This window comes from Nocardia sp. NPDC058705, assembly GCF_042749305.1.
In the GTDB taxonomy this organism is placed as follows: Bacteria; Actinomycetota; Actinomycetes; order Mycobacteriales; family Mycobacteriaceae; genus Nocardia.
Genome location: NZ_JBHYRN010000004.1, coordinates 15,345 through 41,082, shown reverse-complemented (window position 1 = coordinate 41,082; position 25,738 = coordinate 15,345). Strand labels below are relative to the sequence as shown.

Genomic DNA, 25,738 nt, shown 5'->3' with positions numbered 1-25,738 from the left:
GCCGAGTGTTTCAGTGCAAGTTGTTCTGGGCTGCTTCCAGCCCGACCTTCAGGAGCAACTCCACCGCATCGGCCGCCTGCTCCACGATCACCGGAACCTCTTTGCGTTCCGGCCCCGAAAACGCCTTCAGCACATAATCGGCCGGATCCTGCCGCCCCGGCGGACGCCCGATCCCGATCCTCGTCCGCAGGTACTCCTTGGTGGTCAACGCCTGCGAAATCGACCGCAGACCGTTGTGTCCACCCTCGCCGCCGCCCTGCTTGAGCTTGAGCGTCCCGAACGGCAGATCCAGCTCGTCGTGGACCACGATCACCTGGTCCACCGGCACCGAGAAGAACTTAGCCAGCGCGGCAACCGGCCGCCCGGACAGGTTCATGTACGTGCGCGGCTTCGCGATGAGGATCTGACGGCCGTCCAGTCGCGCCTGCAACAGGTCGGCGCCGGACTTCTTGTGCACGGCAAAACGGCCGCCGACGCGCTCAGCGAGCACATCGGCGACCAGGAAGCCCACATTGTGGCGGGTGCGCTCGTATTCGGGGCCGGGGTTACCCAGTCCGACTACGAGCGCGGGCCCGATGGATTCGGTCACAGGCCGAACCGTAGCGCAGTCCTACTCGGAGGCGGGCGCGGTCTCGGCGGTGACGGTGTCGGCGGCGGTGCCTTCGCCCTCGTCGTCCATCTGCGAGGCGGACGGCGCCTCGATGACGTTGACGATCAGCGCTTCCGGGTCACCGGCGAGGGTGACGCCCTCGGGCAGGGTGATGGCGCCGGCCAGGATCTGGGTGCCGGTGGCGACGCCCTCGACCGAGACCTCGATGGTCTCGGGCAGGTTCATCGCGTCGGCCTCGATCGACAGGGTGTTGAGTTCCTGGGTGATCAGGGCGCCGGAGACGGCGTCGCCGACGACCACGACGTTGACGTCGGTGGTGACGCGCTCGCCACGCTTGACGATCAGCAGGTCGGCGTGCTCGATGTAGCGACGGATCGGGTGGACGACGACCGACTTGGTCATCGCCAGCTGCGGCTGGCCGTCGATCTGCAGGTTGAGGATGGCGTTGGTGCCGTGCAGACGCAGGATCTTGGCGAACGCCTTGGCGTCCAGCGACAGGTGCTGCGGCTCGGCGTGGTGGCCGTACAGCACGGCGGGCACGTTGCCGTCGCGACGGGTACGGCGAGCGGCGCCCTTACCGAATTCGGTGCGGACGGCGGCTTCGATCAGATTGGCGTCGGACATACGAATGCGCTCCTACGGCTTGGTCATGGGTGACCCACCTGGCGGGGTCAAGGTCTGCTCGTCGGACGAAAGAACGAACGAGGACGGCCCAAAGAACTCAGCCGAGCCGCGTCGATCACGGTGTGCGCACCAAACGGGCACTCACCCTCGCCGAGACAACCCGCCAACCATACCGCACCTGCATCGCCGGTAAAAATCAGGGCTACCACCCCGGCGACCTGGCGATAGACCCGCCCTCTAGGCTGGATAGGTTGCCGCCCACTGCGAAAGGTCTCATCCGTTGACCGAGTCCGGAGAAGTCGTCGCCACCACCCCACGCGGGTTGCCCGCCGAGGTGGCCCGTCGGCGTACGTTCGCCGTGATCTCGCACCCCGACGCGGGTAAGTCGACGCTGACCGAAGCACTCGCGCTGCACGCCAGGATGATCTCCGAAGCCGGCGCGATCCACGGTAAGGCCGGTCGCAAGTCGACGGTGTCGGACTGGATGGAGATGGAGAAGGCGCGCGGTATCTCGGTGAGCTCGACCGCGCTGCAGTTCAACTACCGGGTCGCCGGGTCCGATATCGACAATGTGATCAACCTGGTCGACACTCCCGGTCACTCGGATTTCTCCGAGGACACCTACCGCGTCCTCACCGCTGTCGACGCCGCGGTGATGCTGATCGACGCGGCCAAGGGCCTCGAACCGCAGACTTTGAAACTGTTCCAGGTCTGTCGTCACCGTGGCATCCCGGTGATCACCGTGATCAACAAGTGGGACCGGCCGGGCCAGGACCCCCTCGCCCTGCTCGACGAGATCAGCGAGCGGATCGGTCTCACGCCCACTCCCCTTTTCCTGCCGGTCGGCATCGCGGGCGATTTCCGTGGTCTGCTGCGCCGCGGGCCCGAGGGCGAGGCGGCCCAGTACATCCACTTCACCCGGACCGCCGGTGGCGCGACCATCGCACCCGAGGAATACCTGACCGCCGACGAAGCCGAGGCGCGCGAGGGCGAACCGTGGACGACCGCCGCCGAGGAGAGCGAACTGCTCTCGGCCGCGGGCCAGGACCACGATCAGGAAATGTTCCTCGCGGGCCAGACCTCACCGGTGATCTACGCCTCGGCGATGCTGAATTTCGGTGTGCGCCAACTGCTCGAGACGCTGGTGGAGCTGGCGCCCGCGCCGGGATCGCGCGAGGACGTGACCGGCAAGGAACGCGCGACCGGTGACCCGTTCAGCGCGGTGGTCTTCAAGGTGCAGGCCGGCATGGACACCGCCCACCGCGACCGGCTGGCGTTCATGCGGATCGTGTCCGGCGAATTCGAACGCGGCATGGTGGTGACCCACGCGCAGACCGGTCGCCCCTTCGCCACCAAGTACGCGCTGACGGTCTTCGGTCGCGAACGCACCACGGTCGACACCGCCTACCCCGGCGATGTGGTCGGCCTGGTCAACGCCACCGCGCTCGCACCGGGCCACACCTTGTTCGTCGAGAAGAAGGTGGAATACCCGCCGATCCCGAGCTTCGCGCCCGAGCACTTCGCGACGCTGCGCGCCCAGAGCGCGGGCAAGTACAAGCAGTTCCGCAAGGCCATCGACCAGCTGGATTCCGAGGGCGTGGTGCAGGTGCTGCGCAACGACGCCCGCGGTGACGCCACCCCGGTGCTTGCCGCGGTCGGTCCGATGCAGTTCGAGGTGGTCACCGCCCGGATGCAGGGCGAGTTCAACGTCGAGACCCAGCTGGACTTCCTGCCCTTCACCCTGGCCCGGCGCACCGATGCCGAGTCGGCGGCCGAGCTCGATCGTCAGCGCGGGGTCGAGGTGTTCACCCGCACCGACGGCGTGATTCTGGCACTGTTCAGCGACAAGTGGCGGTTGCAGTACATCGAGAAGGAACACCCGAAGCTCACCCTCGAACCGCTCGTCGCGACCGCGGACTGAGGCTGTCTGGGTCGGCTACGCGTACCTACGCCTTCGCTCCGGCCGTGCGCAGCTGAGCGTCGGCGCCTGTCAGGCGGCCGGACCGGGGTTGCGTTCCACCGAGGAGATGTGGTTCTCCTGCGCGATCATCCCCCAGCGACTCGCGGTGAGCCGCAGGCTCGGTAAGTCGCTGAGCGAGAGCACTACCTCGTAGGTGCGCTCGTAGCCCGTATGCGAGATGCGCCAGTGCCCGTCGTCGCAGCGCACGTAGCTGTCGGTGTAGAAGGCGGCGCCGCGTAGGCACATGTTGTGCTCGGGGATGATCACGGTGTCGGCCAGGTACCAGGTGCCGGTGGCGGTGTCGCCGTCGACGTCGATCTCGGGGTGATCGCAGCGGTGCTCGGTGATCACGTGTGGACCGAGGGTGTTGCGCAGGAAGGCCAGGAAGGCCTCGCGTGATTCGAACTGCAGGTATTCGCTGTAGGTGGCGGTCGCCTCGGGCGTCAACGTGTCGGCGAACTCGTCCCATGACTTCGTGTCGAGGCTGCGCAGGTAGCGGTACTTCAGCCTGCTGATCGCGATGAGATCGTCGGGGTGATCCGGCGGTCGCTCGATCGGCGTCGGCTGTTGCTCGTCTTCAGACGGCGCTGATGCCATCCACGCCTCCCCCGGGTCCGCCCCGGCGACCAACGGCTCGTCGTCACCGGGCAGCAACGGCACAGGGCCTACCCACGCGGCCGCGACAGGTTCGTCGACGTGCACGTTCGGAGATTCCGGACCCTGATCCATCTCTCCACGATCCCACCAGAAACGGCTCGCCGCCCGTTCTGTATCAGATCGCTATCACTGCCGACACCGGAGTGTGACCTCCGGCGCCGGCTGCCCCGGCTGTCTGGGCTACCCCATGGTGAAGCAGGTGCGGCAGAAATCCTCACCGAATTCCGACAGTCGCAAGCTCTTGCGCACGATCTTCGGCGCGCGCCCGGCCTTCTTGAGCGCCTGCTCCACGACGGGCTGCACTTCCAGCACCATGTACCGGCTCAGGACCACCGGATCGTCGGAGGTGAGCGTGAGACCGAGGCGGTTGAGGTTGATCAGGTAGGACCGCGAACGGTCCGGGTAGCGCACGCCGGCCTGCTCGGGAACCGAGGTCAGGTCGCCCTGCACCAGTTCCGAGCCGATGCCGAGCGGACGGTTGGTGCGCACGTCGACCGAGGGTTGCGGACCGTTGAGGGCCATGAACCGCAGGATGCGGGCCTCGTCGGGCGCGACCTCGTCGAGGATGCGGTCATACGCCGGGTGCACGTCCTCGGTGAAGTACACATCCGCCGAGCGCGCCAGCAGCGCGTCACCGCGTCGGCGCAGGTCATCGGTGGTGGCCGAACGCAGGTACGGGCCGACGGTGATGGCCTGCTGGTTCGCGCCGTTGGGCGTCGGCACATAGCTGACGATCTCGCGCACCGACCCCTCGGTGACGCCGAGTGCGCTGCGCGCGATGGAGCGAAGGGCATTGCCGGTGCGCTCGGCGATATCGGCGGAGGATTCCCCGTCGAGTGCGGCCTGGGCGAGTTCCTTGGTGACCTCGTAGGTGGTGCCGACAGCCCACTGGCTGCCGCGCACCGCGGTACCGGCGGCCAATCCGGCGGCGCGGAAGACGCCACGGATCAACCGTGCCTCATTACTGATCTGGCGCTGCTCGACATCCGAGCTGCGCTCGACGGCGCGGGTACCGGCACGGGCCAGGTCCTGTCCGGTCCTGTCGTCTGTCACGTCCTACTCCGAAGTCTCGCCATGTGAACAGTGCTGCCAGCTATCGCGCGTCCCCTCTGCACGATATTTGTGGCCTGTCACGAAAGGTGGTGGTGGTTATTGTGTCCGACTCGCCAGGGCGAGTAGGGCATTCGGGACAGGTTCTGTGACTGATGTCTCAGACACTACCCTGTGGCCTGACGCACGACGAATGGACCCAGTTCCCCATCTCACAGTAGGGTCACCTCGCCGCGGGGGTGATAAATTTTGGTTCTCGGTGAGGCGGTGGTCACCGGGTATCGGCAGGAGGGCGTGTCGTGTTGGAGAGTGTGTTCGGGTTACACCCGACACTCCTGCTGGAAATTCTGACCATTCCTCTTTTCACAGGAATTATCGGTTACATAACCAACTGGTCCGGCATTCTCATGCTGTTCCAGCCGATCCAATTCCACGGTTTCCGGCTGCCCGGTCTGCGCGCGGTCTTCCCCTATCTGCCCAAGCGAATCCAGATTTTGCCGCTGCTCAGCTATGACGGCCGGATCGGCTGGCAGGGCATCGTGCCCTCGCGCGCCGACAAGATGGCCAGCATCGCGGTCGACAAGGGGCTGTCCAAGCTCGGCAGTGTTTCCGACTTCTACCGCGAGCTCGATCCGGAGAAGCTGGCCGAACATCTGGCCGAGGTGGCCGACGCGCAGATCCGCGACATCGTCGAGGTGATCCTGCGCCGCGAACATCCGCAGCTCTGGTACAACCTGCCCGCGGGCGTGCGCGAGATGATCCACGAGCGGGTGCGCTCGCAACTGCCGGAGATTCTGCGCGACTTGACGATCGAGCTCGGCGCCAACATCGACCAGTTGCTCGATGTGAAGCAGATGGTGATCCGCTACTTCCAGGCCCGACCGCAACTGCTCAACCAACTGTTCGAGGTACTCGGCGCCAAGGAACTGCGGTTCATGCAGAACTTCGGCTTCTACTTCGGCGCACCGTGCGGGCTGCTGCTGGTACTGGCGCTGCACACCACCGGGCTCTCGCCACTGATCGTGCTGCCGGTCGGCGGGATCATCATCGGCTGGGTGGTGAACTGGGTCGGCATCAACATGATCTTCGCGCCCGCCACGCCGAAGTGGTGGTGCCCGTGGCGGCAGGGTCTGCTGATCAAGCGTCAGCCCGAAATCACCGCCGGTTATGCGGCTTTGGTGTCCACCGAGGTCGTCACCGTCGCCAATATCGGCGACGAACTGCTCAACGGCCCGCGCTCGGATCGCACGCTGCAGATGCTCGAGGACACCCTGCGCCCCGCCGCCGATCGGGCCCTCGGACCCGCGCGGCCCGCGGTGAAGTTCATGCTCGGCAGCCGCGAATACGACACGCTGCAAACAACACTCACCGCGCAGGCCATGGCGATCGCGCCGCTGGCCTTCGCCGACCCCGCGTTCAACGCCCAACAGGGCAGGCAGGTCAACGAGTACATCGCCCGGCAAATGTCCGCACTTTCGCCGCACGACTTCGTGGACATGCTGCGTTCGGCGATCAAACAGGACGAATGGTTGCTTTTCGTCCACGGCGGCGCGCTGGGACTGCTCGCCGGATACGCTCATATCCTGGTCTTCGGCACAGGAGTAGCTACGACATGGATGTAGACGACGGGACCCCGTCCACCGATATGGTGCGACGATCGGTACCGCCGCTCGAGGTCTCCGGCGACAAGCGCGGGCTGCTCCCGGTCTCGCCGGTACGGACAGTGCGGGTGGCGACCGGTGTCGCCCGGGTCGCCCTCACCGCCGCCTCGGGTATGACGCTGTGGACCCTCGATACTGCCCTCGGCGTGACCGCCACGGTCCTGCGCGGCAGCATGGCGGGCAACCCGCCCAACGAGGTGCTCGCCGAAGCGGAAACCGAAGTGCGCGAACGGCTTCGGCACGCGCTCGGCTTACCGTCGGGCACCGAACAGGCCGGCGACGCGGGTATGCCGACTCTGCGCGAACAGGGCGCCGAACTGCTGCGACTGTCCGTCAGCACCCATGCCACCCAGCCCGACACCCATCCGGCCTACCCCGGCATCCTCGCCGAGATCACCCCGGATGAGGCCCGGATCCTGCGGTTTCTGCACGTCGACGGCGCACAGCCGTCCCTCGACGTGCGCACCGGCCGCCAGCGCGCGTTCGGCGGCGAGCGGCTGATCAGCGGGCTGACGATGCTGGGTGAGCATGCGGGCCTTCGGTTTCCGAACCGGGTGCCGCAGTACCTGCCCAATCTGCGCCGGTTGGGGCTCATCGAGACCACCCGCGAACCGGTCGGCAACCCGCACCGCTACCAGGTCATCGAGGCCCAGGAGCAGGTGCGAGAAGCGATGAAGCGCCCCGGTTTCGGGACGAAGGTGAGCTACCGCAGCATCGTCCTCACCGAATTCGGCGCCGATTTCGTCCAGACATGTATACCGGTCGTCATCGCTGATCCGCCTCTCCGCGACTTCGGGCCAGACCCGAGCGCGGGGTCACGCAGCGTCGGCGGCTGACAGCAGGTCTCCTGGCCGGTTCAGCCCGTACCCCAGGAGTTACCCATGTGCGTACGAGATCACTGGTCGGCGGCTTCTGCCAATTCCATCCAGCGCTCTTCTGCCGCTTCCTTCTCGGCGACAACTTCCTTCAGCTCTGCTCCCAGTTTGACCAGCTTGTCCGGGTCGGTCGCGGCATCGGCCAGTTGCTTGTGCAGCTTCTGTTCGCGTTCGTCGAGTTTGGCGATGCTGCGTTCGACCTTCGACAGTTCCTTGCGGGCCGCGCGACGATCGGACGAATCCGTCGAGGTACCACCGGTTTTCGCGGTGAGGGGCTTGGTGTTGCCCGCCATGGTGGCGCGCTTGGCCAGGTAGGAATCGATGCCGCCGGGCAGGTTGGTGAGCTTGCTGTCGCCGAACAGGGCCCAGGTGGAATCGCAGATGCGCTCGACCAGGTAGCGGTCGTGGCTGATGACCACCAGCGTGCCAGCCCAGTTGTCGAGCAGATCCTCCAGCTGCTGCAGGGTGTCGATGTCGAGGTCGTTGGTCGGCTCGTCGAGGAGCAGGACGTTCGGCTCGGCCATCAGGATGCGGGTGAGCTGCAGGCGGCGGCGTTCGCCACCGGAGAGATCACCGACGGGGGTGCGCTGGCGGGCCGGGGTGAAACCGAGCCGTTCGGCGAGCTGACCGGCGGAGATCTCCTTGTCGCCCAGCATGATTCGCTGCGCGACCTGCTGCACGGCCTCGAGCACGCGCATATCGGTGGGCAGGTCGTCGAGTTCCTGACGCAACCAGCCGATCTGCACGGTCTGACCCTGGATCCGCTTGCCCTTGGCGGGCTCGGTCTCCCCGGCCAGCGCGCGCAACAGGGTGGTCTTGCCCGACCCGTTCACGCCGACCAGGCCGACCCGCTCGCCCGGCGCGAGCCGCCAGGTGAGGTCGTCGACCAGCACGCGGCCGTCGGGGGTGGTCAGGGAGGCATCCTCGAGTTCGATCACCACGCGGCCGAGGCGCTTGCGCGCGAACGCGGCCAGCGAGACCGAGTCACGCGGCGCGGGCACATCGGCGATCAGGGCCTCGGCGGCCTCGACGCGATAGCGCGGCTTGGAGGTGCGCGCCTTGGCACCGCGACGCAACCAGGCCAGTTCCTTGCGGGCCAGGTTCTGACGGCGAGCTTCGGAGGCGTCGGACTGGCGGGCACGCTCGGCGCGGGCGAAGATCCAGTCGCCGTAGCCGCCCTCATAGACCTCCACCTTGCCGCCGACGACCTCCCAGGTGCGGTTGGCGACGGTGTCGAGGAACCAGCGATCGTGGGTGACGACGACGAGCGCGGTGCGCCGGGCGACCAGGTGCTGGGCCAGCCACTGCACACCCTCGATGTCGAGGTGGTTGGTCGGCTCGTCCAGGACCAGCAGGTCAAGGTCGCGCACCAGGGCGGCCGCCAGGGCGACGCGGCGGCGTTCACCACCGGAGAGGTTCGTGACGAGAGTGTCCAGGCCCAGATCGGCGATGCCGATGCCCTCGAGGATCGAGCGCACGCGCGAATCGGCGGCCCACTGGTGGTCGGCGATGTCGGCGGTCGACAGGTCGTCGGAAAGCCCGGCGAACACGATCGAACCGATGCTCGCGCCCTCGGGCAGCACGCCGCGCTGGGTGACCACGGCCATCCGCAGTCCACCCACCCGGCTGACTCGGCCCTTGTCGGGCGGCTCCAGTCCGGTCAGGACCTCGAGCAGCGTGGTCTTACCGCCACCGTTGAGGCCGACCACCCCGATCCGTTCCCCGGCGTGAATGCCGAGGGAGACGTCATCCAGCAGCGGCTTGACGCCGAAGCTCTTGGAGACCTGTTCGAGGTTGATCAGGTTCGACATAAGTGAAGCTCGCCCGCCTTTCGCGTGACTATCCGGCCTGGACGAGCCTACTTGCCGTATCGGACGCGTTGCCGCGCGCGCTGCGCTAACAGCCCGCGCGGCACCGATTCGCGTCCTTGCGGTCGGTCAGCGCAGCGGGGTAGCCGGGACGACCTCGCCGTCGGCGATCATCCGCTCCAACTCCTCGGCGGAGACTTCGAGCACCTTCGTGTTGCCGTACTCGTCGCCCTGGACGGACGGGGTGGCCGAGCGGAACTGCCCGTCGGCGATCATCTGCTGGAATTCCTCGGGCGAGATGTCCAGCGGCTTCGCGTTGGCCGCGGTTCCTTCTCGGAAGTCGACGTTCTCACCCCTGTCGATGGTCACGCTGTGGTCCTGCGCCACCGGGCTCGCGGCGTCGTCGTTCGCCCATGCGGCACCGGGAACGGCCACTGCGGCGAGGGCGGCGGCGCCGAGGGCGGCCATTCCGACGCGACGACGAACGGTGCCTGTGGTGAGGGTCTTACGCATATCCATTGCTCCTTCGGTTTGCGCCGAACACGTTGATCGCTTCGACGAACACCAAGGTATGGACGTATTTTTCAGAACCGCTTGGCTCCGAATGAGGGTTTGGTCAGGAACCGTCGAGCACGCGGGCGCCCGGAACCGGACCGCTCGCCGTGCGCACGCTGCGGCACACGCCCGCGCCTGCCAGTTCGGCGGCGACACCGATCGCGGCTTCCTCGGATTCGCAGAGGAACGCGCAGGTGGGGCCCGACCCCGAGACCAGCCCGGCCAGGGCGCCCGCGCCGACGCCCGCGCGCAGGGTGCGGCGCAATTCCGGTTTCAGCGACAGCGCCGCGGCCTGGAGGTCGTTGCCGAGCAGCGGGGCGAGGGTGTGCGGGTCGCCCGCGGCCAGTGCCTGCATGAGTTTCTGGGGGTCGCCGAGGCGCGGCGGCTCACCTTCGGCGCGCAGGCGGTCGAGTTCACGGAAGACCGACGGTGTCGACAGGCCTTCCTTGGCGAGCGCGAGCACCCAGTGAAAAGTGTTGCGCGACAACACCGGAAGCAGGCGTTCGCCGCGGCCGGTGCCGAGCGCGGTGCCGCCGTGCAGGGAGAACGGGACGTCGCTGCCGAGTTCGGCGGCGATGGTGGACAGCTCGTCGCGGCCGAGGCCGAGATCCCACAATTCGTTCAGGCCGACCAGGGTCGCGGCGGCGTCGGCGCTGCCGCCCGCCATGCCGCCTGCCACCGGGATGCCCTTGGTGATGGCGATCTCGACCAGCGGGGCCCTGCCTGCCAGATGGGCCAACCGGACCGCGGCCTTCCAGACCAGGTTGGTGCGGTCGGTGGGCACCTCGGCCGCGCCTTCACCGGTGACGCGCACGGTGAGCGAGGCGGCCGGGGCCAGTCGCAGGTCGTCGGCCAGGGATAACGCCTGAAAAACGGTAGTGAGGTCGTGGTATCCATCCGGGCGCAGATCAGCGACTCCGAGATGCAGGTTCACCTTCGACGGAGCTCGCACGACGACCGGGCTGGGCACAACTGACAGCACGATTGCCAAGCGTAATAGGTTCTACCGACTAGTACGTACGCCGAACGCGCACCGCCCGGTCTCGGGGTTGCGCTCGGTACCCATGGGGGGTATGTTCGTTCCCGTCGGGGACATACCCCTGGACCGTATGAGCGAAGGAGTCGGCCATGGCCACAAGCACCTACACCGTCACGGGGATGACCTGCGGACACTGCGCGAGCTCGGTCAAGCAGGAGATCGGCAAGATCGACGGCGTCACCAGCGTGGATGTCGACCTCGCCAGCGGCCTCGTCCGGGTCGACAGCGCGAGCGAACTCGCCGACACCGAGGTGGCCGCCGCGGTCGACGAAGCGGGTTACGCACTGAGCGCGTGATCGCACGACCGCCGACGCGAGGTTGTGCTGGGCGAGATGCGTTCTCGCCCAGCACAGTGGCGCGCCTGCTCGACACCGCTACGTTCACCAGCGGTTCACCCTTGCCGCTGACGCAGATCGAATCATCCACAGAATCATCCACAGCGCTCCCCAGGCCTGGTGAGACACCGATTCCGGGGCGCCACCGGGAGCGCTGCCCGCAGATCATGATCAACTGCAGACGCGGCGAAAACCGGTTGTCCACAATTGCTTTCACAGGCGCCACGCGAGCTGCCCCGATGAACGGCCGGTGTACTGCGGGTTCCCCTGCGGGAGCCCACGATTCGCCGAGTTAAGTCGTCGCCGCCAACCGGACGAATGCCGCGGTTTCGAGGGTCTCGCCCCGCGCGGTCGGATCGATACCCGCGGCGACGAGCCGACGCTCGGCCTCGGCGGGCGAACCCGCCCACCCGGACAGCGCCGCCCGCAACGTCTTTCGCCGCTGCGCGAACGCCGCGTCGATCACCTCGAACACCCGCCGACGATGCGCCTCGTCCATCGGCCACGGCGGTTCGACATACCGGTCGATCCGCACCAGACCCGATTCCACCCGCGGCACCGGCCAGAAGACCTGCGTCCCCACATGGCCGGCGCGCCGGACCTTGCCGAAGAAACCGGCCTTGACACTCGGCACCCCGTACACCCGGTTACCGGGCTCGGCGGCCAGCCGATCGGCCACCTCGGCCTGGACCATCACCAGCGACACCATGATGCTCGGCAAGATGGCGAGCAGGTGCAACAGCACCGGCACCGCCACGTTGTACGGCAGGTTCGCCACCAGCGCGGTCGGCACGGCGGGCAGCTGCTCCGGACGCACCCGCAGCGCGTCGGCTTCGACCACTTTCAGGTGGTCGACCAGGCCGGGCGCGCGATCGGCAACAGTTTCGGGCAGGTAGTTGGCGAGCACGGGGTCGATCTCGACGGCGACCACCTGGTCGACCACGTCGAGCAGCGCCAACGTCAGCGAGCCGAGACCAGGGCCGACCTCGAGCACGGTGTCACCCGCACCCACACCGGCCGCGGACACGATGCGACGCACCGTATTGCCGTCGTGCACGAAGTTCTGTCCGAGCTGCTTGGTCGGTCGCACGCCGAAACGTTCGGCCAGCGTCCGCACCTCGGCGGGACCGAGCAGTGCGGCACGGTTACCTCGAGCGGAATTCTCTGGTTCGGACACTGCTAGAACCTACCAACCTCACCGATGGGGCAGCTCAGCGCTGTGTCGGGGCCGCGTTGACGCGCGCGAGGAAACCGTCGATGGCGGCGAGTTGTTCGGGCGAGACCGAGCCGTGCCTGCCGGTACCGACGACCACCTGCTGGTCGACGCCGTTGGCCGCGAACTGGGCCACCAGCGCCGCGTGCAGCGGGGACGGCACGACCGTGTCGGTGACATTCATCAACAACAGGATCGGGTCGTCGTAGCCGCTGGAGGGCAGCGTCATGTACGCGGCGAGCGCGTCCCGCAGCGGGGCGAGTGGGCGCACCAGCAGATCAGCCGCGGTCACACCCGTGGTGGCGGTGACGATCTCGTCCAGGCACTGGGTGCCCCCGTCGTCGACAAGCCCCTTGCCACGCTCGGTGAGATAGGAGTCAACGTCGAGTTCCGGATGGGTGGCGCGCAGCCCGGCCAGGATGTTGACGACGAACGCGGTGGTGCCCGAAAGCGCGGGCACCGGCGGAACATTCGGCCCGAGCAACGGCAGGACCTTCTCCACATCGGAGGCCGCATCGATGGCGACGGTCCCACGGAAGTCCAGCTCGGGGGCGTATTCGGCCTGCACGTGCGCCGCGCTCATCGCCGCGTGACCGCCCTGGGAAGTGCCCGCCGCACTCCAGGTCCGCGACAGTTCAGGGCTGGCGGCACGGGCGGCACGGACCAGATCGATGGTCGCGGTCGCCTCGCTGCGCGCCTCGAGATACGGGTGCGGGCCGGTGTCGAAACGGCCGAGGCCCAGGTAGTCGGGGGAAACCACGGCGAAGCCCTGGTCGACGAACCGCTTGATCAGCCGGTCCTCGGCGGCGCGGTGCAGCGGCAGCGGCCCGATCTCCGGGTTGGCCTGACCCCCGCACCCCTGACCGGCACCCGTGCTGCCGTGGGCGTAGGCCACGATCGGCCAGCCGCCGGCCGGGGCGTCACCTTCGGGGAGGAACATCGCGCCGCTGGCCGGGCGCTGCACGCCTGCCGAGTCGGTCATCCAGTACTCGACCGACGAGCCCTTGGTGAGCCCGTGCCAGCCGGCGGGCTCGGCCTGCACCGAGATGAGCGAACCGGGGGTTTCGGCTGTCGCGGGCGCGAAGCAGGCGGCGGCCAACGCGCTCGCGGCCAACGTGGCGACAACCGTCGTCCGGATCGGGTTCTTCAGCACAACTTTTCGTCTCCCTACAGGTCAGCGTCCTTCGCTGACTAGCGCTGCGGCGGCGTGGCGTTGATCCGCTCGACGAAGCTGTCGAGCGCGGTCCACATCTCCGACGTCAGCACAGTGTGCTGCCCGAATCCCGTCACCGTCTCGAAGTCGACATTACCGACCGCGAACTGGGCGATCAGCGCAGCGTGCAGCGGCGAGGGCACCACCGTGTCGGTCGCGTTGACCAGCAACAGGATCGGCGCGTCGTAACCGGTGGTCGGCAGCGTCATGTACTCGGTGAGAGCCGCGCGCAGCGGGCCGTCCGACAGCGGCCGGGCGAACAGGTCACCGAGGCCGAGGCCCTTCACGTCGGCGACGATCTCGTCGATGCACTGGCCGCCTGCCGCGTCGAGGACCTCTTTGCCCTTGGGCGTGAGGTAGGAGTCGACCTGCGCCTCGGGATGGGTGTCGCGCAGACCGGCCAGGATGCTGACGGTGAAACCGGTGAGGCCCGCGGTGCCCTCCATCGCCGGGATCCCCGGTCCGAGCAGCGGCAGCACCTTCTCCACGTCGGAGGCCGGGTCCACCGCGGCGGTGCCACGGAAGTCGAGTTCGGGTGCGTAGCTCGCCTGCACCGACGCGGTGCTCAGCGCCGCGTGCCCACCCTGCGAGGCGCCGACGGCACTCCAGGTGCGCGAGAGGTCGGCGTTCGACGCGCGGGCGGCACGCACCAGATCGATCGTGGCGGTCGCCTCGCTACGCACCTCGAGATACGGGTGGGGACCGGTGTCGAACCGGCCCAAGCCGAGGTAGTCGGGCGCGACGACGGCGAAGCCCTGGTCCACCAGGCGCGCGATCAGCTCGTCCTCGGCGGCCCGGTTGACCGGCAGCGGGGCGAGATCGGGATCGGCCTGGCCACCGCAGCTCGGTCCGGAACCGAGGGTGCCGTGGTCGTAGGCGATGATCGGCCAGCCGGTGGCGGGCGCATCGCCCTCTGGCAGGAACAGCGCGCCGCTGGCGGGGCGCTCGGCACCGCTCGAATCGGTGGTCGTGTACTCGATCACCGAGCCGCCGAGTCCGTTGTGCCAGTCCGCCGGCTGCGTTTCGGTGGCGAGCAGACCACCCGGCTCCGCCGACGCGGGCGCATAGGTGGCGGTCACCAGCGCGGCAGCGGTGAGGGTGGCTGCGAACGCAGCGCGGTTCAGGGTTTTCGGCATCGGGAGACGTCTTTCGGGTTGATCGGGCGCATTGACCTGGACGACCGTACAGGAGAGATCCTGAGAGAAAAGAGTCCTTCGCAACCTTTCGGCAACCCCCGAAATGGGGGTCCGTCCAGGAGTTATGTCGAGTGGTGGGCCGTCTGAGAAATTCTCAGTAACGCTGACAAGCTGTGAGGTGACTCGCAATGGAAGTAGTCAGTGGGCCTGATCCAGGAACGTATCGATCTCTGAAAATCCAAGGTCTGCGCTATTCACGAGTGAACCCGATCCAGGAACGTATCGATCTCTGACCACATCGCTGGGTTCAGGTCGCAGTGACGACCGAATCCGACCACCGGGGTGTAGTTCACGCCGCCCGCGGTGAACTGTGCGGCCAGGGAGGCGTGCAGCGGTGAGGGCACCGTTTCGTCGGTGGCATTGACCAGCAGCAGAATCGGCGCGTCGTACCCACTGGTCGGGACGGTCATGTAATCGGCCATCGCCGACCGCATCGGCTCCTCGCCCAGCGGCTTCGCGAGCAACTGACCCAAGGTCAGACCCGCGACCCTCGCATCGATGTCGTCCTGGCACATCGTGCCGATCTCGTCGACGACCTGCCGACCGAGCGGACTGAGAAAGCTGTCCACCTGCGCATCCGGCCGCGACGCCCGCATCCCCGCCAGAATGCTCGCCGAGAACCCGAGAATGCCCCCGCCGAGCCGGTCCGGATTACCCGGAACGAGCACCTGGGCCACCTTCTCCACATCCGATTCCGGGTCGATCGCGATGGTCCCCCGGAAATCCAGCTCCGGTGCGTAACTCGCCTGCCGATGCCCCGTCCCCAGCGCCGCCTGACCACCCTGCGACATCCCCGCCGCCACCCACACCGGCGACAGATCCGATCGCACCGACCGCGCCGCCCGCAACAAGTCGATGGTGGCGGTGGCTTCGGTGTCGATCCCGAGATAGGGATGCGGCCCGGTATCGAACCGTCCCAGCCCCAAATAGTCGGGCGCGACAACCGCGAACCCCTTGCTCACCGCCCGCCGCAAGAACTCGTCCTGAGTCACCGGCCAAGCGGTCCCACCCGCATTCGACATGCCCCCACACCCCGATGCGAGCCCCGTCGTCCCGTGATCCCACGCGACAATCGGCCACCCGCCCGCCGGCGCCTGCCCCGCGGGCACGAACACCGCACCACTGGCAGGCTGCGCAACCCCACCGACGCCCCGAGTCCAGTAGTCGATGATCTGGGTTTCACCCATCCCCCGAAACCCGTCGGCCCGCTCGACCGCGATCACCACTCCTGGCGTCTCGGCGTGCGCGACAGCAGCCCCACCGAGCCCGACACCCGCCGCCAACGCTGCGGCAACAGCCGCCCGCAACCACGCCGAACTCGAACGCATCAGAAAACCACCCGTCGCCGCTGTTCCGCCTCTCCGCGTATTCAGCGTGCCGTCCGGTAGCTCAACCGTTAGTTCTCGGCCTCGCGGACAGTGCGCACCTGGTTGGAGGGGGTTGGGGAGTTACCCATGTACTTGCGAAATCAGCGTAGTTCCCAGCGTGCGGTGCACGCGGGCGACGCGCCCCAACCCTGGCGTGCCCGGGTCAGGTACTTGCGAAATCAGCTGAGCCCCAAACGACCGGTGCACGCGGGCCATGCGCCCCAACCCTGGCGGGCGCGGGTCACTTCCGCGATCGCGATCTGCTCTTCGCGGGTGGCCAGGTCGGCGCGGGGGGCGTACTTCAGGCCACCCTGTCGTGCCCATGTGCTCTCGTCGAACTGGATTCCGCCGTAGTAACCGTTGCCGGTGTTGATGGCCCAGTTCCCCGTCGACTCGCACTGCGCCAGCGCATCCCACACCGCACCGTCGCGCACCGGCGGCACCTCGGTGCCGGGCTTGGCGCCCTTGCGGATCGTCTTCGGCTGGGCGGGGGTGAGCACATTCGAATGCACCTGCACCCGAGACTCTTCCACCCCGTTGACCATCTTCACCGCGAACGTCGCCTCGTGCAGACCGGCCGAGCCCGGGTTCTCGATCACCGTGCGGCTCATGTTCATGGTCACGTCCTCGATCACCGTTTCGGCGGGATCGAGCGGCAGGGTCTCGGTGCGGTGCTCGATGCGCTGGCGGGTGACGACAACCTGCATGCCCTCGGCGAGCGGGGTATGGGCGGCAGGTGTCGAGAAGTCCTCGGCTGCGAGCGGAATGCCTGCGGCGGTGAGGAATTCACCGACGGTCGCGGCGGCCAGACGCACGTCGACCGGGGCGGCGGCACCGTCGATCAACGAGATGTTGCGCGGCGTATAGACGCTCAGCGCAGCACCGGCCAGCGGCAGCTTCTCGGTGCGCGAGGGCAACACGTGCGTGTCGGACGGGATCTGCATCGCCACGAGCGCGTCGCCCGCGGTGGTGCCGGTGGTCCACACCTTGCGCTCGACACCGTCGACGGTGACCGTGATCTCGCGGCCACGATTGAAGGTGATGGTGGCGCCGTCGCCCACCTTGGCGCTCGCGGCCGGAATCACCTCGTCGTGTTCGGCGATCTCGTAGCCCGCGTCGGCCAGAATGGCGCGCACATCGCGGGACATGGTCGTGAGCTCGGTGCGTTCGCCGTCGACGACAAGGGCGACCGTCTTGTGATTGACGATGGCCAGTGAGGCGCCGACGAGCAGAATCAGCAGCATGGCCGCCACCGCTGCGAACAGCAGCGGTGAACGTGACGAGTTGATCCGTGCGAAAGCTGACATGGTTACAGAACGATAACGACAAGGTTGGCGCCAGACAACACCAACTGCCCGATCAGCGGGACTGCAGATCACGATTCGATATAGACGCCGCTGGTAGATAACGGCCAGGTGGGCTAAATGTGAGCCGGAACACGTTTAATGTCCAGCCCCCTTCCGACCAGACGAAACGGACTATCGAATCCGATACAGCCTGCGCGCGTTGGCGGTGGTGATCTCGGCCAGCTCCTGCGGGTCCTGCTCGCGCACTTCGGCCAGCGCGCGCACCGTGTACGGCAGGCAGTACGACTCGTTCGGCGCCCCGCGATACGGGTGCGGCGTCAGGTACGGCGCGTCGGTTTCCACCAGGATCTGATCGTCGGGGACCAGCTTGGCGGCTTCGCGAAGTTCGTGCGCGTTCTTGAAACTGACGGTGCCGGAGAAACTCAGCACGTACCCCTCCGCCACGCACGCCTGCGCCATCGTGGCGTCGGAGGAGAAGCAGTGGAAGATCACCGTGTCCGGAGCGCCCTCGTCGAGCAGCACCGTGAGCAGGTCGTGGTCGGCTTCGCGGTTGTGGATCATCAGCGGTTTGCGCACGCGTTTGGCCAGATCGATGTGCCAGCGGAACCCCTCGATCTGGGTTTCGACATCGGCGCAGCCGTCGAGCTTGCCGGGCCAGTAGTAGTCGAGGCCGGTCTCCCCCACCGCGACCACCCGCGGGTCGGCGGCGAGGTGTTCGAGTTCAGCCTTGGCTTTGTCGTCGAGGGCGTTGGCGCGGGTGGGATGCAACGCGACTGCGGCGTACACCCGTGGATCCCACTGCGCGGCCTGCACGGCCCACTGCGCCGCCGCGAGATCGTCGGCGACGGTCACCACATGGCCGACACCGGCCGAGGCTGCGCGGTCCACGATGGCCGTGGTCGACACGGCATCGGTTGCGCCACAGGCATCGAGGTGCGTATGCGCGTCGATCAGGGGTGCGAGCGGCGCGGGAACTGGCGGAGCCGGACGATTCGTGTTTGCCACCCGGATTACAGTAGTTCCCATCATGAGTGCAGCCGAAGGCGCCGAGGCGCCCGCCTTCTACATCACGACGGCCATCGCGTACCCCAACGGTGCGCCGCATATGGGCCACGCGTACGAGTACATCTCGACCGACGCGCTCGCCCGGTTCAAGCGACTCGACGGCTACGACGTGTTCTTCATGACGGGCAACGACCAGCACGGCCAGAAGGTGCAGCAGGCCGCGGCCACCGAGGGCATTCCCGTCCAGGAGCTGGTCGCGCGCAACTCCGGGGTGTTCGAGGCGACGGACAAGGCCCTCGATGTCTCCTACGACCGGTTCATCCGTACCACCGACGCCGACCATCACATCGCGGCGATCGAGTTGTGGAACCGGATGAGCGCCAACGGCGACATCTACCTCGGCCATTACGCGGGCTGGTACTCGGTCCGCGACGAGGCCTTCTACACCGAAGAGGAAACCACCCTCCTCGACGACGGCACCCGCATCTCCACCGAGTCCGAGACCCCGGTCACCTGGACCGAGGAATCCAACTACTTCTTCAAACTGTCCGCTTACCAGGACCGCTTGCTCGAGCTGTTCGAGAGCAACCCCGAGTTCCTCGAGCCCGCGACTCGACGCAACGAGATCGTCAGCATGGTCAAGGGCGGTCTGAAGGATCTGTCGATCTCGCGCAACACCTTCGACTGGGGTGTGCCCGTTCCCGGCGACCCCGATCACGTGATGTACGTGTGGGTCGACGCGCTCACCAACTACCTCACCGGCGCCGGGTTCCCCGACACGGACTCGGCGCAGTTCAAGAAGCTCTGGCCGGCCGATCTGCACATCATCGGCAAGGACATCACCCGCTTCCACGCCGTGTACTGGCCCGCGTTCCTGATGTCGGCCGGGATCGAGTTGCCCAAGCGCGTTTTCGTGCACGGGTTCCTCTACAACAAGGGCGAGAAGATGTCGAAGTCGACGGGCAACGTCGTCGACCCGCTCGAGCTGGTCCAGAAATACGGCCTCGACCAGGTGCGTTTCTTCCTACTGCGCGAGATCTCCTACGGCCAGGACGGCAGCTACAGCAACGACGCCATCGCAGGCCGCATCAACGCCGACCTGGCCAACGAGTTCGGCAACCTGGTCCAGCGCAGCCTGACCATGGTCAACAAGAACTGCGACGCCAAATCCCCCACCCCCGGCGAGTTCACCGACGAAGACCGCGCCCTGCTCGACCGCGCGAACGGCCTACTCGCCAAGTGCCGCACCGAGTTCGACGCCCAGCAGATGCACCTCGCCCTGGAAGCCATCTGGCTCACCCTCGGCGAAACCAACCGCTACTTCTCCGCCAACGCCCCCTGGGCCCTGCGCAAATCAGGCACCGAAGAAGACCTGGCCCGCATGGCCACGGTCCTCTACGTCACCCTCGAGGTCATCCGCATCGTCGCCATCCTGGTCCAACCGGTCATGCCCGGCTCCGCCGCCAAAATCCTGGACCTCCTTTCCCAGGAAGGCCGCACCTTCGCCGACATCGCGACTCCCCTGGTCCCGGGCCTCGACCTCCCCACCCCGGAACCGATCTTCCCGCGCTACCTCGAGCCGAAGGAATAGTCGAACGCACGGTGGCGCATGGTGTTTCACTGTGCGCCACAGTTGCGCGGTAGCCCGCTCGACGCTGTCTCCAAGAACCCCGCGTACCGGGGCAATCCCGACGGCAAATCTCAGCTAAGGGTGTCCTCGATGCTGGGCGGTCAGGATCTGATCAGTCCACCGATCCAAACTCCTCGGTACTCGCCGACCAGACCTGCGCGATCACCGATGAGACCGTGTCGTGCCCAATCGCGCAAACGGTCTACTCGCCAAGTACCGCACCGAGTTCGACGCCCAGCAGATGCGCCTCGCCCCGGTGGCCATCGCCGAACGAGCCGGTGGCGCACAGGAGCGCCACAGCAAGTTCAGATTCCCTCGTCGAGGATCGCCCGTATCTCGTGCACAAACCTCGGCACGTTCGCCAAGCTGAGTGCGTGCAGAATATCGTCCACAGTGACGGGCGGATTTTTCCGTCGACCGACCATCTCGATCAGGCTCGACAGCACCATGCTCGGACTCAGATCGAGCACATCGAGTAGAAAATCATCGGAGCTGATGGCGTGCATCCCCCATTGCCGGAGCGCATCGTCGGGAAAATGCTTGATGTTGTCGGTGGCAATCGCTGCGGCGTTCCCCCGAACGGCGGCGGCAACGACGTGTCGATCGCCAACATCCGGCAGGCCCCAGGACATCTGCGGATTGACCTTGACAACCGCCCGCGACACCTCGCCGAGAATGCGCTGACTCCACAGCGGACAGAACGCATGGCGTTTGCCGAGCGTGAGAAGTAGATCGGATTTCACGATGGGGACGAGCACGCACGCGTCGAGGACCACCCGAAATCCTGACATCAGGTCTCGGAGTCAACCGCGGCGCGGGCTTCCCGGACTGCCTGTAGATAGTCCTCGGCAGGCGGGTCGTAGAGGCCGTCCTCCTCAGCTTCACGTACCAACTGGTCGAGTACATCGGTGCGTTCCGCGCGTCGGCGTTCCTGGTATTCGAGCACATCGCTGAGCAGCAGCCGTCGATGTCGCGTACCAGATGGCTTCTCGCAGGGCAGTTTGCCCGCCTCCAGCAGTTTCACCAGGGTCGGGCGACTGATCCCGAGCAGGTCGGCAGCCTGCTGCGTGGTCAGGTATTGCTCCAGCGGTGCGATGGTGACCGCGCGACGCTTGCGCATGGCGCCGACAACCCGGACCAGCACCTCGTACACCTCGACAGGCAGCGGAATCTGTTCGCCGTCAGGGCCGAGTAGTGCTGCGGGCTCGGTGTGCTGCTCGAGGAATCTGGAGAGATCGAGTAGCTCACGCAAGTCCTCCGGAGGGAGCACCGCTCCCTTCCGCAACGTCTCTCGATGCGCGCCCGTCATAGGCTTCAGCATGGCCTAAATTCGAAAAATTCGCAACCATATTTCGACCGCTCAGGTTTCCGAGCGGGCGGCGAGTACCGCGTCGTAGAGTTCGCGGCGGGAGGCGCCTCGGCCTGCGGAGACTTCGGCGCAGGCGTCCTTGAGGCGCATACCACCGGACACCAATGTTTCGACCTCGTCGACCAATTCGGCGGGTTCGGCCGAAACCGGTTGGGAGCCTTCGAGGACGACGGTGATCTCGCCGCGGGCGCCGTCGGCGGACCAGGCGGCCAGTTCGCCGAGGGTGCCGCGGACTACTTCCTCGTAAGTTTTGGTGAGTTCGCGGCAGATGGCGGCGCGGCGGTCGGGACCGAGGACGGTGACCGCGTCGGCCATGCAGTCGGCGAGGCGGTGGGGGGCTTCGAAGAAGACGATGGCTCGCTGTTCGGATGCCAAGGTGCGCAACCACTCTCGACGCTGGCCGCCCTTGCGGGGGGCGAAACCGTCGAAGCAGAAGCGTTCCACCGGGAGGCCGGACAGGGCAAGGGCGGTGGTGACCGCAGACGGGCCGGGCAGGCAGGTGACCGGCAGGTTGCGTTCGACGGCCGCCGCGACCAGTCGATAACCGGGGTCGCTCACCGACGGCATGCCCGCGTCGGTGACCAGCAGGACCTGCAGTCCGCTCTCGATGTCGTCGAGCAGCGCGGGGATGCGGGCGGTCTCCACGTGGTCGTAGAAGCTGACGATGCGGCCGGTGATCTCGACACCGAGCGCCTTCGCGAGCGATTTCGTGCGGCGGGTGTCCTCGGCGGCGACCACGTCGGCCGAACCGAGCGCGTCGCGCAGTCGCTGCGACGCGTCGCCGATATCGCCCATGGGGGTTGCCGCTAAGACCAACACAGTGTTGTCCGACCTCTCCGGTAAGTTCTCCCCGCAGGCGAGTGAGTGCGGCCGGACGGTACTCGGTTGCCCGGAAAAGCCGCGTAAGTAGATGGCGCCTGCTCATTGTGTCAGGCGGGGAAGCCGCGCCCGAGGGCGCGTAGGTGGGGAAACGAGGGGGCACAAGTGTCGGGTCGGACTTCGTGGGTGTCACCGCCTACGATCGGGGCGTGATCCCGGTGACCGATGAGCGCGCGATGCCCCCGTCGCGTCCCGTGTCGGCGGTGGTCAGTCCGGCGCCACTGCGCCCGGCCCCCGATTTCGGACCGCTCGACACCGCGCGTGGCTGGGTGGTCACCGGTGTGCTCACCTTCATCGCGGCGCTGACCAGGTTCGCCAACCTGAACTACCCGACCGACGCGCGCACCCCCGTCTTCGACGAAAAGCATTACGCGCCACAGGCCTGGCAGATGGTCACCGGCGGCGGCGTGGAGGACAACCCCGCCTACGGCCTGGTCGTGCACCCGCCGGTCGGCAAGCAGTTCATCGCCATCAGCGAGGCGATCTTCGGCTACAACGCGTGGGGCTGGCGTGGCACCGCGGCGCTGGCGGGCACGATCCTGGTGCTGCTGGTGGTGCGGATCGTGCGGCGGATGGCCCGGTCGACGCTGATCGGCGCGTTCGCGGGCGTGCTGCTCATCGCCGAAAGCCTGACCTTCGTCTCCTCGCGCATCGGCATGCTCGACATCTTCATGTCGCTGCTGGTCACCGCCGCTTTCGGCTGTCTGATAGTCGACCGCGACGAAGTCCGCGAGCGGATGGCTCGCGCGGACCTGGCGGGTCGGGTCGGCGTCTCGGACTGGGGTCCGCGACTCGGTGTGCGCTGGTGGCGGTTCGGCGCGGGCGTGCTGCTCGGGCTGGCGTGCGGCACCAAGTGGTCGGGCATCTACTACATCATGTTCTTCGGCCTGATGAGCGTGGCTTTCGACGTGAGCGCGCGCCGCGCCTACGGGGTGCGCAGGCCGTGGCTGGGCACCGCGGTGCGCGATGTGGGGCCCGCGCTGTACGCGCTGGTGGTGATCCCGCTGGTGGTGTACCTGTCCTCGTACTGGGCGTGGTTCGCCAGCGAGAACGGGGTGTTCCGGTACGCCGTCGGCAATCAGGTCGGCAGCGGCGGTGCGTTCGCGTTCGTGCCCGACGCGTTACGTTCGCTCTGGTACTACCAGGGCGAAACTCTCGACTTCCATTCCAGCCTCACCAATTCGGCGGGCAACCACCATCCATGGGAATCCAAGCCGTGGACCTGGCCGATGGGCCTACGCCCGATGCTCTACTACTACGCCGACGGCACGGTCACCGGCTGCGGCGAAGCGCAGTGCGTGAAGGCCGTGATGGCCGTCGGCACGCCGGCGCTGTGGTGGCTGGCGCTGCCGCTGATCGGCTGGATGGTGTGGCGTTCGGTCGTGCGCAGCGACTGGCGCTACGCGGCGGTGCTGGTGGGTTACGGCGCCGGGCTGCTGCCGTGGTTCCTGACGCTGGACCGGCAGATGTACTTCTTCTACGCGGTGGTGCTCGCGCCGTTCCTGGTGATGGGAATGGCGCTTGCGCTCGGCGATACTCTCGGGTCGGCCAGACCCGCGGGGATACCGCGCAGTCCGACGGGCACCTACCTACCGGCCCCGGTGAACGAGCGATACGCACTCGGATTGCTGATCGTGAGCATCTATCTGGGTTTGGTGATCGCGAATTTCGTGTGGCTGTGGCCGATCCTCACAGGTCAGGCGATCACACCACAGAACTGGCAAGACCACCTCTGGCTCCCCAGCTGGCGTTAGGTGTCGAGGGCTCGTTCGACGAACTCGATCGCGTCGGTGTCCTCGAGTCCTAGGCGGCGAATCGTCGTCACGTAGTCGACGGCGGCTCGGCTGGCGATATCACGGGTCGGATCGCCGGAAGAAGCGATGAAAGAGCCTTGGCGGCCACGGGTTTCGAGCACGCCGTCGGCTTCGAGTTCGCGGTAGGCGCGGGCGACGGTGTTGGGGGCGATGCCGAGGTCGGCGGCCAGCGCGCGGACCGTGGGGATCTTGGTGCCCGCGGTGAGCGTGCCAGCGCGGACCTGTTCGATCACGCCCATTCGCAATTGCTCGTAGGGCGGCTGGGTGGAATCGGTGGACAGCTCGACGTGGAACATCACGCCTCGTCTCGGGAGAGTGGACAGGACATGCAGCGGGGGCCACCCCGGCCGGAACCCAACTCCGAGCCGCTGATGGTGACGACCTCGATCCCCGCCTCGGTCAGGCGCGAGTTGGTCATCTCGTTGCGTTCGTAGGCCACGACAACGCCGGGTGCGAGGGCGAGGGTGTTGTTGCCGTCGTCCCACTGTTCGCGTTCGGCGTCGGGCCCTTCGCGACCGGTGTCGATCACGCGCAGCTTGGAGATGCCCATCGCCGCGGCGGCGGCGGGCAGGAACGGTTCGGGTCCGGTGATGCTGATGCGCTCGAGATCGCCGCGTCCGGTGAAACCGTCCTCGCGACGGATCGTGAACGCCTCCAACGACTTCCGCACGCCCGGATACATCACCACCGCGTCGGTGTCGACCATCGTGCACACGGTGTCGAGGTGCATGGTCGCCCGATTCTGCGCGATCGGCACCACCAGCACTGTATGCGCTAGATCGTCATCGAACAGGCTGCGCGCCAAGGCTTCCGCACCCGCGGGCGTGGTTCGTTCGCCCACACCCACGGCGACAACGCCTTTGGCGAGCAGCAGCACATCGCCGCCCTCGATCGGCGCGGTATGCGATTCGTAGGCGCGCCGCACGCCGAGGAAGCGCGGATGGAACGCGTAGACGAGGTCGGTGATGGAGGTCTCGCGACTGCGGGCGGGCAGCGCGAGCGAGGTTATCGCGACCTTGGGGCCGACCCAGAACGAGGAATCGCGGGTGAACAGCAGATTCGGCAGCGGATCGATGACGAAATCGCCGCCGTGGTGCATGCGCCGCACCAGCGATGCGGCGTCGGGACCGAACGGCAGTTCGTCGAAGGTCATCCCGGCCATCAGGATGTCGGCGAGATCGGGGGCGTCGAATTTGCGTAGTTCGGCGGCGAGCTGGTCGGCCAGGCCGTGACCGAGCCTGCGGGCGTCGACCGCTGCGGAGATGCCCTGGATCCTGGCTGCCCCACTGGCACTGAGAGTTTCGGTCAACAGATCTGCCAGTAACAGCACTTCCACGCCGCGCTCGCGCAGTACGGTGGCGAAGGCGTCGTGTTCTTCTTGGGCGCGTTCGACCCAGGGGATGCCGTCGAAAAGTAGTTGATCGTTGTTGCTCGGGGTGAGTCGGCGTAGTTCCGCGCCGGGGCGGTGCAGCAGCACGGTGCGTAGTCGGCCGACCTCGGAGGTGACGGTCAGGCGCGAGTCGGGGGCGGTTCCCATCTGCAAACCGTAATGCGAGGACGGCGTGTCTGCG

At 67.0% G+C, this 25,738-nt stretch carries 24 protein-coding genes; 6 read left to right on the top strand and 18 right to left on the bottom strand.

Features of this window, described 5'->3' with window-relative positions:
• Positions 1 to 10 precede the first annotated feature (10 nt).
• Together pth and ACFW6D_RS07595 are read right to left on the bottom strand one after the other, a co-directional pair.
• Positions 11 to 589: an aminoacyl-tRNA hydrolase gene (gene pth / locus ACFW6D_RS07600; RefSeq protein ID WP_379325804.1), complete on the bottom strand. Its 579-nt coding sequence runs from the start codon at positions 587 to 589 to the stop codon at positions 11 to 13.
• Positions 590 to 610: 21 nt separating this feature from the next.
• On the bottom strand, positions 611 to 1,234 hold the full coding sequence (locus ACFW6D_RS07595; protein ID WP_379325802.1) for a 50S ribosomal protein L25/general stress protein Ctc: 624 nt from the start codon (positions 1,232 to 1,234) through the stop codon (positions 611 to 613).
• 280 nt (positions 1,235 to 1,514) lie between these two features.
• On the opposite strand from ACFW6D_RS07595, the gene ACFW6D_RS07590 reads away from it, so the two are divergent.
• Complete coding sequence (locus tag ACFW6D_RS07590; RefSeq protein WP_379325800.1) at positions 1,515 to 3,155, top strand: peptide chain release factor 3; 1,641 nt, start codon at positions 1,515 to 1,517, stop codon at positions 3,153 to 3,155.
• Between the two features lie 69 nt (positions 3,156 to 3,224).
• On the opposite strand, the gene ACFW6D_RS07585 is transcribed toward ACFW6D_RS07590, so the two are convergent.
• A complete protein-coding gene (locus tag ACFW6D_RS07585; protein WP_379326287.1) occupies positions 3,225 to 3,749 on the bottom strand; it encodes a nuclear transport factor 2 family protein in 525 nt (174 codons plus the stop codon).
• 282 nt (positions 3,750 to 4,031) lie between these two features.
• Positions 4,032 to 4,904, bottom strand: a complete 873-nt coding sequence (locus tag ACFW6D_RS07580) for an Abi-alpha family protein (protein WP_379238919.1) — start codon at positions 4,902 to 4,904, stop codon at positions 4,032 to 4,034.
• Between the two features lie 404 nt (positions 4,905 to 5,308).
• On the opposite strand from ACFW6D_RS07580, the gene ACFW6D_RS07575 reads away from it, so the two are divergent.
• Both ACFW6D_RS07575 and ACFW6D_RS07570 read left to right on the top strand, forming a co-directional pair.
• A complete protein-coding gene (locus tag ACFW6D_RS07575; RefSeq protein WP_379325798.1) occupies positions 5,309 to 6,523 on the top strand; it encodes a hypothetical protein in 1,215 nt (404 codons plus the stop codon).
• Positions 6,514 to 7,398 (top strand): Abi-alpha family protein, encoded by an 885-nt coding sequence (locus ACFW6D_RS07570; protein WP_379325796.1) that lies wholly within the window; start codon positions 6,514 to 6,516, stop codon positions 7,396 to 7,398. Before ACFW6D_RS07575 ends, ACFW6D_RS07570 begins: the two co-directional genes overlap by 10 nt.
• Positions 7,399 to 7,457: 59 nt before the next feature.
• On the opposite strand, the gene ACFW6D_RS07565 is transcribed toward ACFW6D_RS07570, so the two are convergent.
• From ACFW6D_RS07565 to ACFW6D_RS07555, 3 genes are all read right to left on the bottom strand, one after another.
• Positions 7,458 to 9,248, bottom strand: a complete 1,791-nt coding sequence (locus ACFW6D_RS07565) for an ABC-F family ATP-binding cassette domain-containing protein (RefSeq protein WP_379325794.1) — start codon at positions 9,246 to 9,248, stop codon at positions 7,458 to 7,460.
• Between the two features lie 126 nt (positions 9,249 to 9,374).
• Positions 9,375 to 9,758 carry a hypothetical protein gene (locus tag ACFW6D_RS07560; RefSeq protein ID WP_379325792.1) on the bottom strand — a complete coding sequence of 128 codons (384 nt, stop codon included), beginning with the start codon at positions 9,756 to 9,758 and terminating at the stop codon, positions 9,375 to 9,377.
• Between the two features lie 103 nt (positions 9,759 to 9,861).
• Positions 9,862 to 10,782 (bottom strand): 4-(cytidine 5'-diphospho)-2-C-methyl-D-erythritol kinase, encoded by a 921-nt coding sequence (locus ACFW6D_RS07555; RefSeq protein ID WP_379238924.1) that lies wholly within the window; start codon positions 10,780 to 10,782, stop codon positions 9,862 to 9,864.
• A gap of 146 nt (positions 10,783 to 10,928) precedes the next feature.
• On the opposite strand from ACFW6D_RS07555, the gene ACFW6D_RS07550 reads away from it, so the two are divergent.
• Positions 10,929 to 11,135 (top strand): heavy-metal-associated domain-containing protein, encoded by a 207-nt coding sequence (locus tag ACFW6D_RS07550; RefSeq protein WP_379238925.1) that lies wholly within the window; start codon positions 10,929 to 10,931, stop codon positions 11,133 to 11,135.
• Positions 11,136 to 11,466: 331 nt separating this feature from the next.
• On the opposite strand, the gene rsmA is transcribed toward ACFW6D_RS07550, so the two are convergent.
• The 6 genes from rsmA to ACFW6D_RS07520 all read right to left on the bottom strand — a co-directional run bounded on the left by rsmA (position 11,467) and on the right by ACFW6D_RS07520 (position 18,496).
• Positions 11,467 to 12,351 (bottom strand): 16S rRNA (adenine(1518)-N(6)/adenine(1519)-N(6))-dimethyltransferase RsmA, encoded by an 885-nt coding sequence (gene rsmA / locus ACFW6D_RS07545; protein WP_379325790.1) that lies wholly within the window; start codon positions 12,349 to 12,351, stop codon positions 11,467 to 11,469.
• 34 nt (positions 12,352 to 12,385) lie between these two features.
• Positions 12,386 to 13,540 (bottom strand): lipase family protein, encoded by a 1,155-nt coding sequence (locus ACFW6D_RS07540; RefSeq protein WP_379325788.1) that lies wholly within the window; start codon positions 13,538 to 13,540, stop codon positions 12,386 to 12,388.
• 38 nt (positions 13,541 to 13,578) lie between these two features.
• Positions 13,579 to 14,736 (bottom strand): lipase family protein, encoded by a 1,158-nt coding sequence (locus tag ACFW6D_RS07535; protein WP_379325786.1) that lies wholly within the window; start codon positions 14,734 to 14,736, stop codon positions 13,579 to 13,581.
• A gap of 254 nt (positions 14,737 to 14,990) precedes the next feature.
• On the bottom strand, positions 14,991 to 16,124 hold the full coding sequence (locus ACFW6D_RS07530) for an alpha/beta fold hydrolase (protein WP_379325784.1): 1,134 nt from the start codon (positions 16,122 to 16,124) through the stop codon (positions 14,991 to 14,993).
• A 218-nt stretch (positions 16,125 to 16,342) separates the two neighbouring features.
• Positions 16,343 to 17,470, bottom strand: coding sequence for a transglycosylase family protein (locus ACFW6D_RS07525; RefSeq protein WP_379325782.1), 1,128 nt, complete (start codon positions 17,468 to 17,470; stop codon positions 16,343 to 16,345).
• Between the two features lie 171 nt (positions 17,471 to 17,641).
• Complete coding sequence (locus ACFW6D_RS07520) at positions 17,642 to 18,496, bottom strand: TatD family hydrolase (protein ID WP_379325780.1); 855 nt, start codon at positions 18,494 to 18,496, stop codon at positions 17,642 to 17,644.
• A gap of 1 nt (position 18,497) precedes the next feature.
• Here ACFW6D_RS07520 and metG point away from each other — a divergent pair, with 1 nt between their 5' ends.
• The gene (gene metG, locus ACFW6D_RS07515; protein ID WP_379325778.1) at positions 18,498 to 20,066 is read left to right on the top strand and encodes a methionine--tRNA ligase; all 1,569 of its coding nucleotides are present in this window, start codon (positions 18,498 to 18,500) and stop codon (positions 20,064 to 20,066) included.
• 344 nt (positions 20,067 to 20,410) lie between these two features.
• Here metG and ACFW6D_RS07510 read toward each other — a convergent pair whose 3' ends face one another.
• From ACFW6D_RS07510 to rsmI, 3 genes are all read right to left on the bottom strand, one after another.
• Positions 20,411 to 20,881 carry a hypothetical protein gene (locus ACFW6D_RS07510; RefSeq protein ID WP_379325774.1) on the bottom strand — a complete coding sequence of 157 codons (471 nt, stop codon included), beginning with the start codon at positions 20,879 to 20,881 and terminating at the stop codon, positions 20,411 to 20,413.
• Between the two features lie 14 nt (positions 20,882 to 20,895).
• Positions 20,896 to 21,375 carry a helix-turn-helix domain-containing protein gene (locus tag ACFW6D_RS07505; protein ID WP_379325772.1) on the bottom strand — a complete coding sequence of 160 codons (480 nt, stop codon included), beginning with the start codon at positions 21,373 to 21,375 and terminating at the stop codon, positions 20,896 to 20,898.
• Between the two features lie 90 nt (positions 21,376 to 21,465).
• Positions 21,466 to 22,293, bottom strand: a complete 828-nt coding sequence (rsmI, locus tag ACFW6D_RS07500) for a 16S rRNA (cytidine(1402)-2'-O)-methyltransferase (RefSeq protein WP_379238936.1) — start codon at positions 22,291 to 22,293, stop codon at positions 21,466 to 21,468.
• 236 nt (positions 22,294 to 22,529) lie between these two features.
• On the opposite strand from rsmI, the gene ACFW6D_RS07495 reads away from it, so the two are divergent.
• Positions 22,530 to 24,107, top strand: coding sequence for a dolichyl-phosphate-mannose--protein mannosyltransferase (locus ACFW6D_RS07495; RefSeq protein WP_379326285.1), 1,578 nt, complete (start codon positions 22,530 to 22,532; stop codon positions 24,105 to 24,107).
• Here ACFW6D_RS07495 and ACFW6D_RS07490 read toward each other — a convergent pair.
• On the bottom strand, positions 24,104 to 24,463 hold the full coding sequence (locus tag ACFW6D_RS07490) for a GntR family transcriptional regulator (protein ID WP_379325770.1): 360 nt from the start codon (positions 24,461 to 24,463) through the stop codon (positions 24,104 to 24,106). The genes ACFW6D_RS07495 and ACFW6D_RS07490 overlap by 4 nt on opposite strands.
• The gene (gene arcA / locus ACFW6D_RS07485; protein WP_379325768.1) at positions 24,463 to 25,704 is read right to left on the bottom strand and encodes an arginine deiminase; all 1,242 of its coding nucleotides are present in this window, start codon (positions 25,702 to 25,704) and stop codon (positions 24,463 to 24,465) included. Before arcA ends, ACFW6D_RS07490 begins: the two co-directional genes overlap by 1 nt.
• Positions 25,705 to 25,738 lie beyond the last annotated feature (34 nt).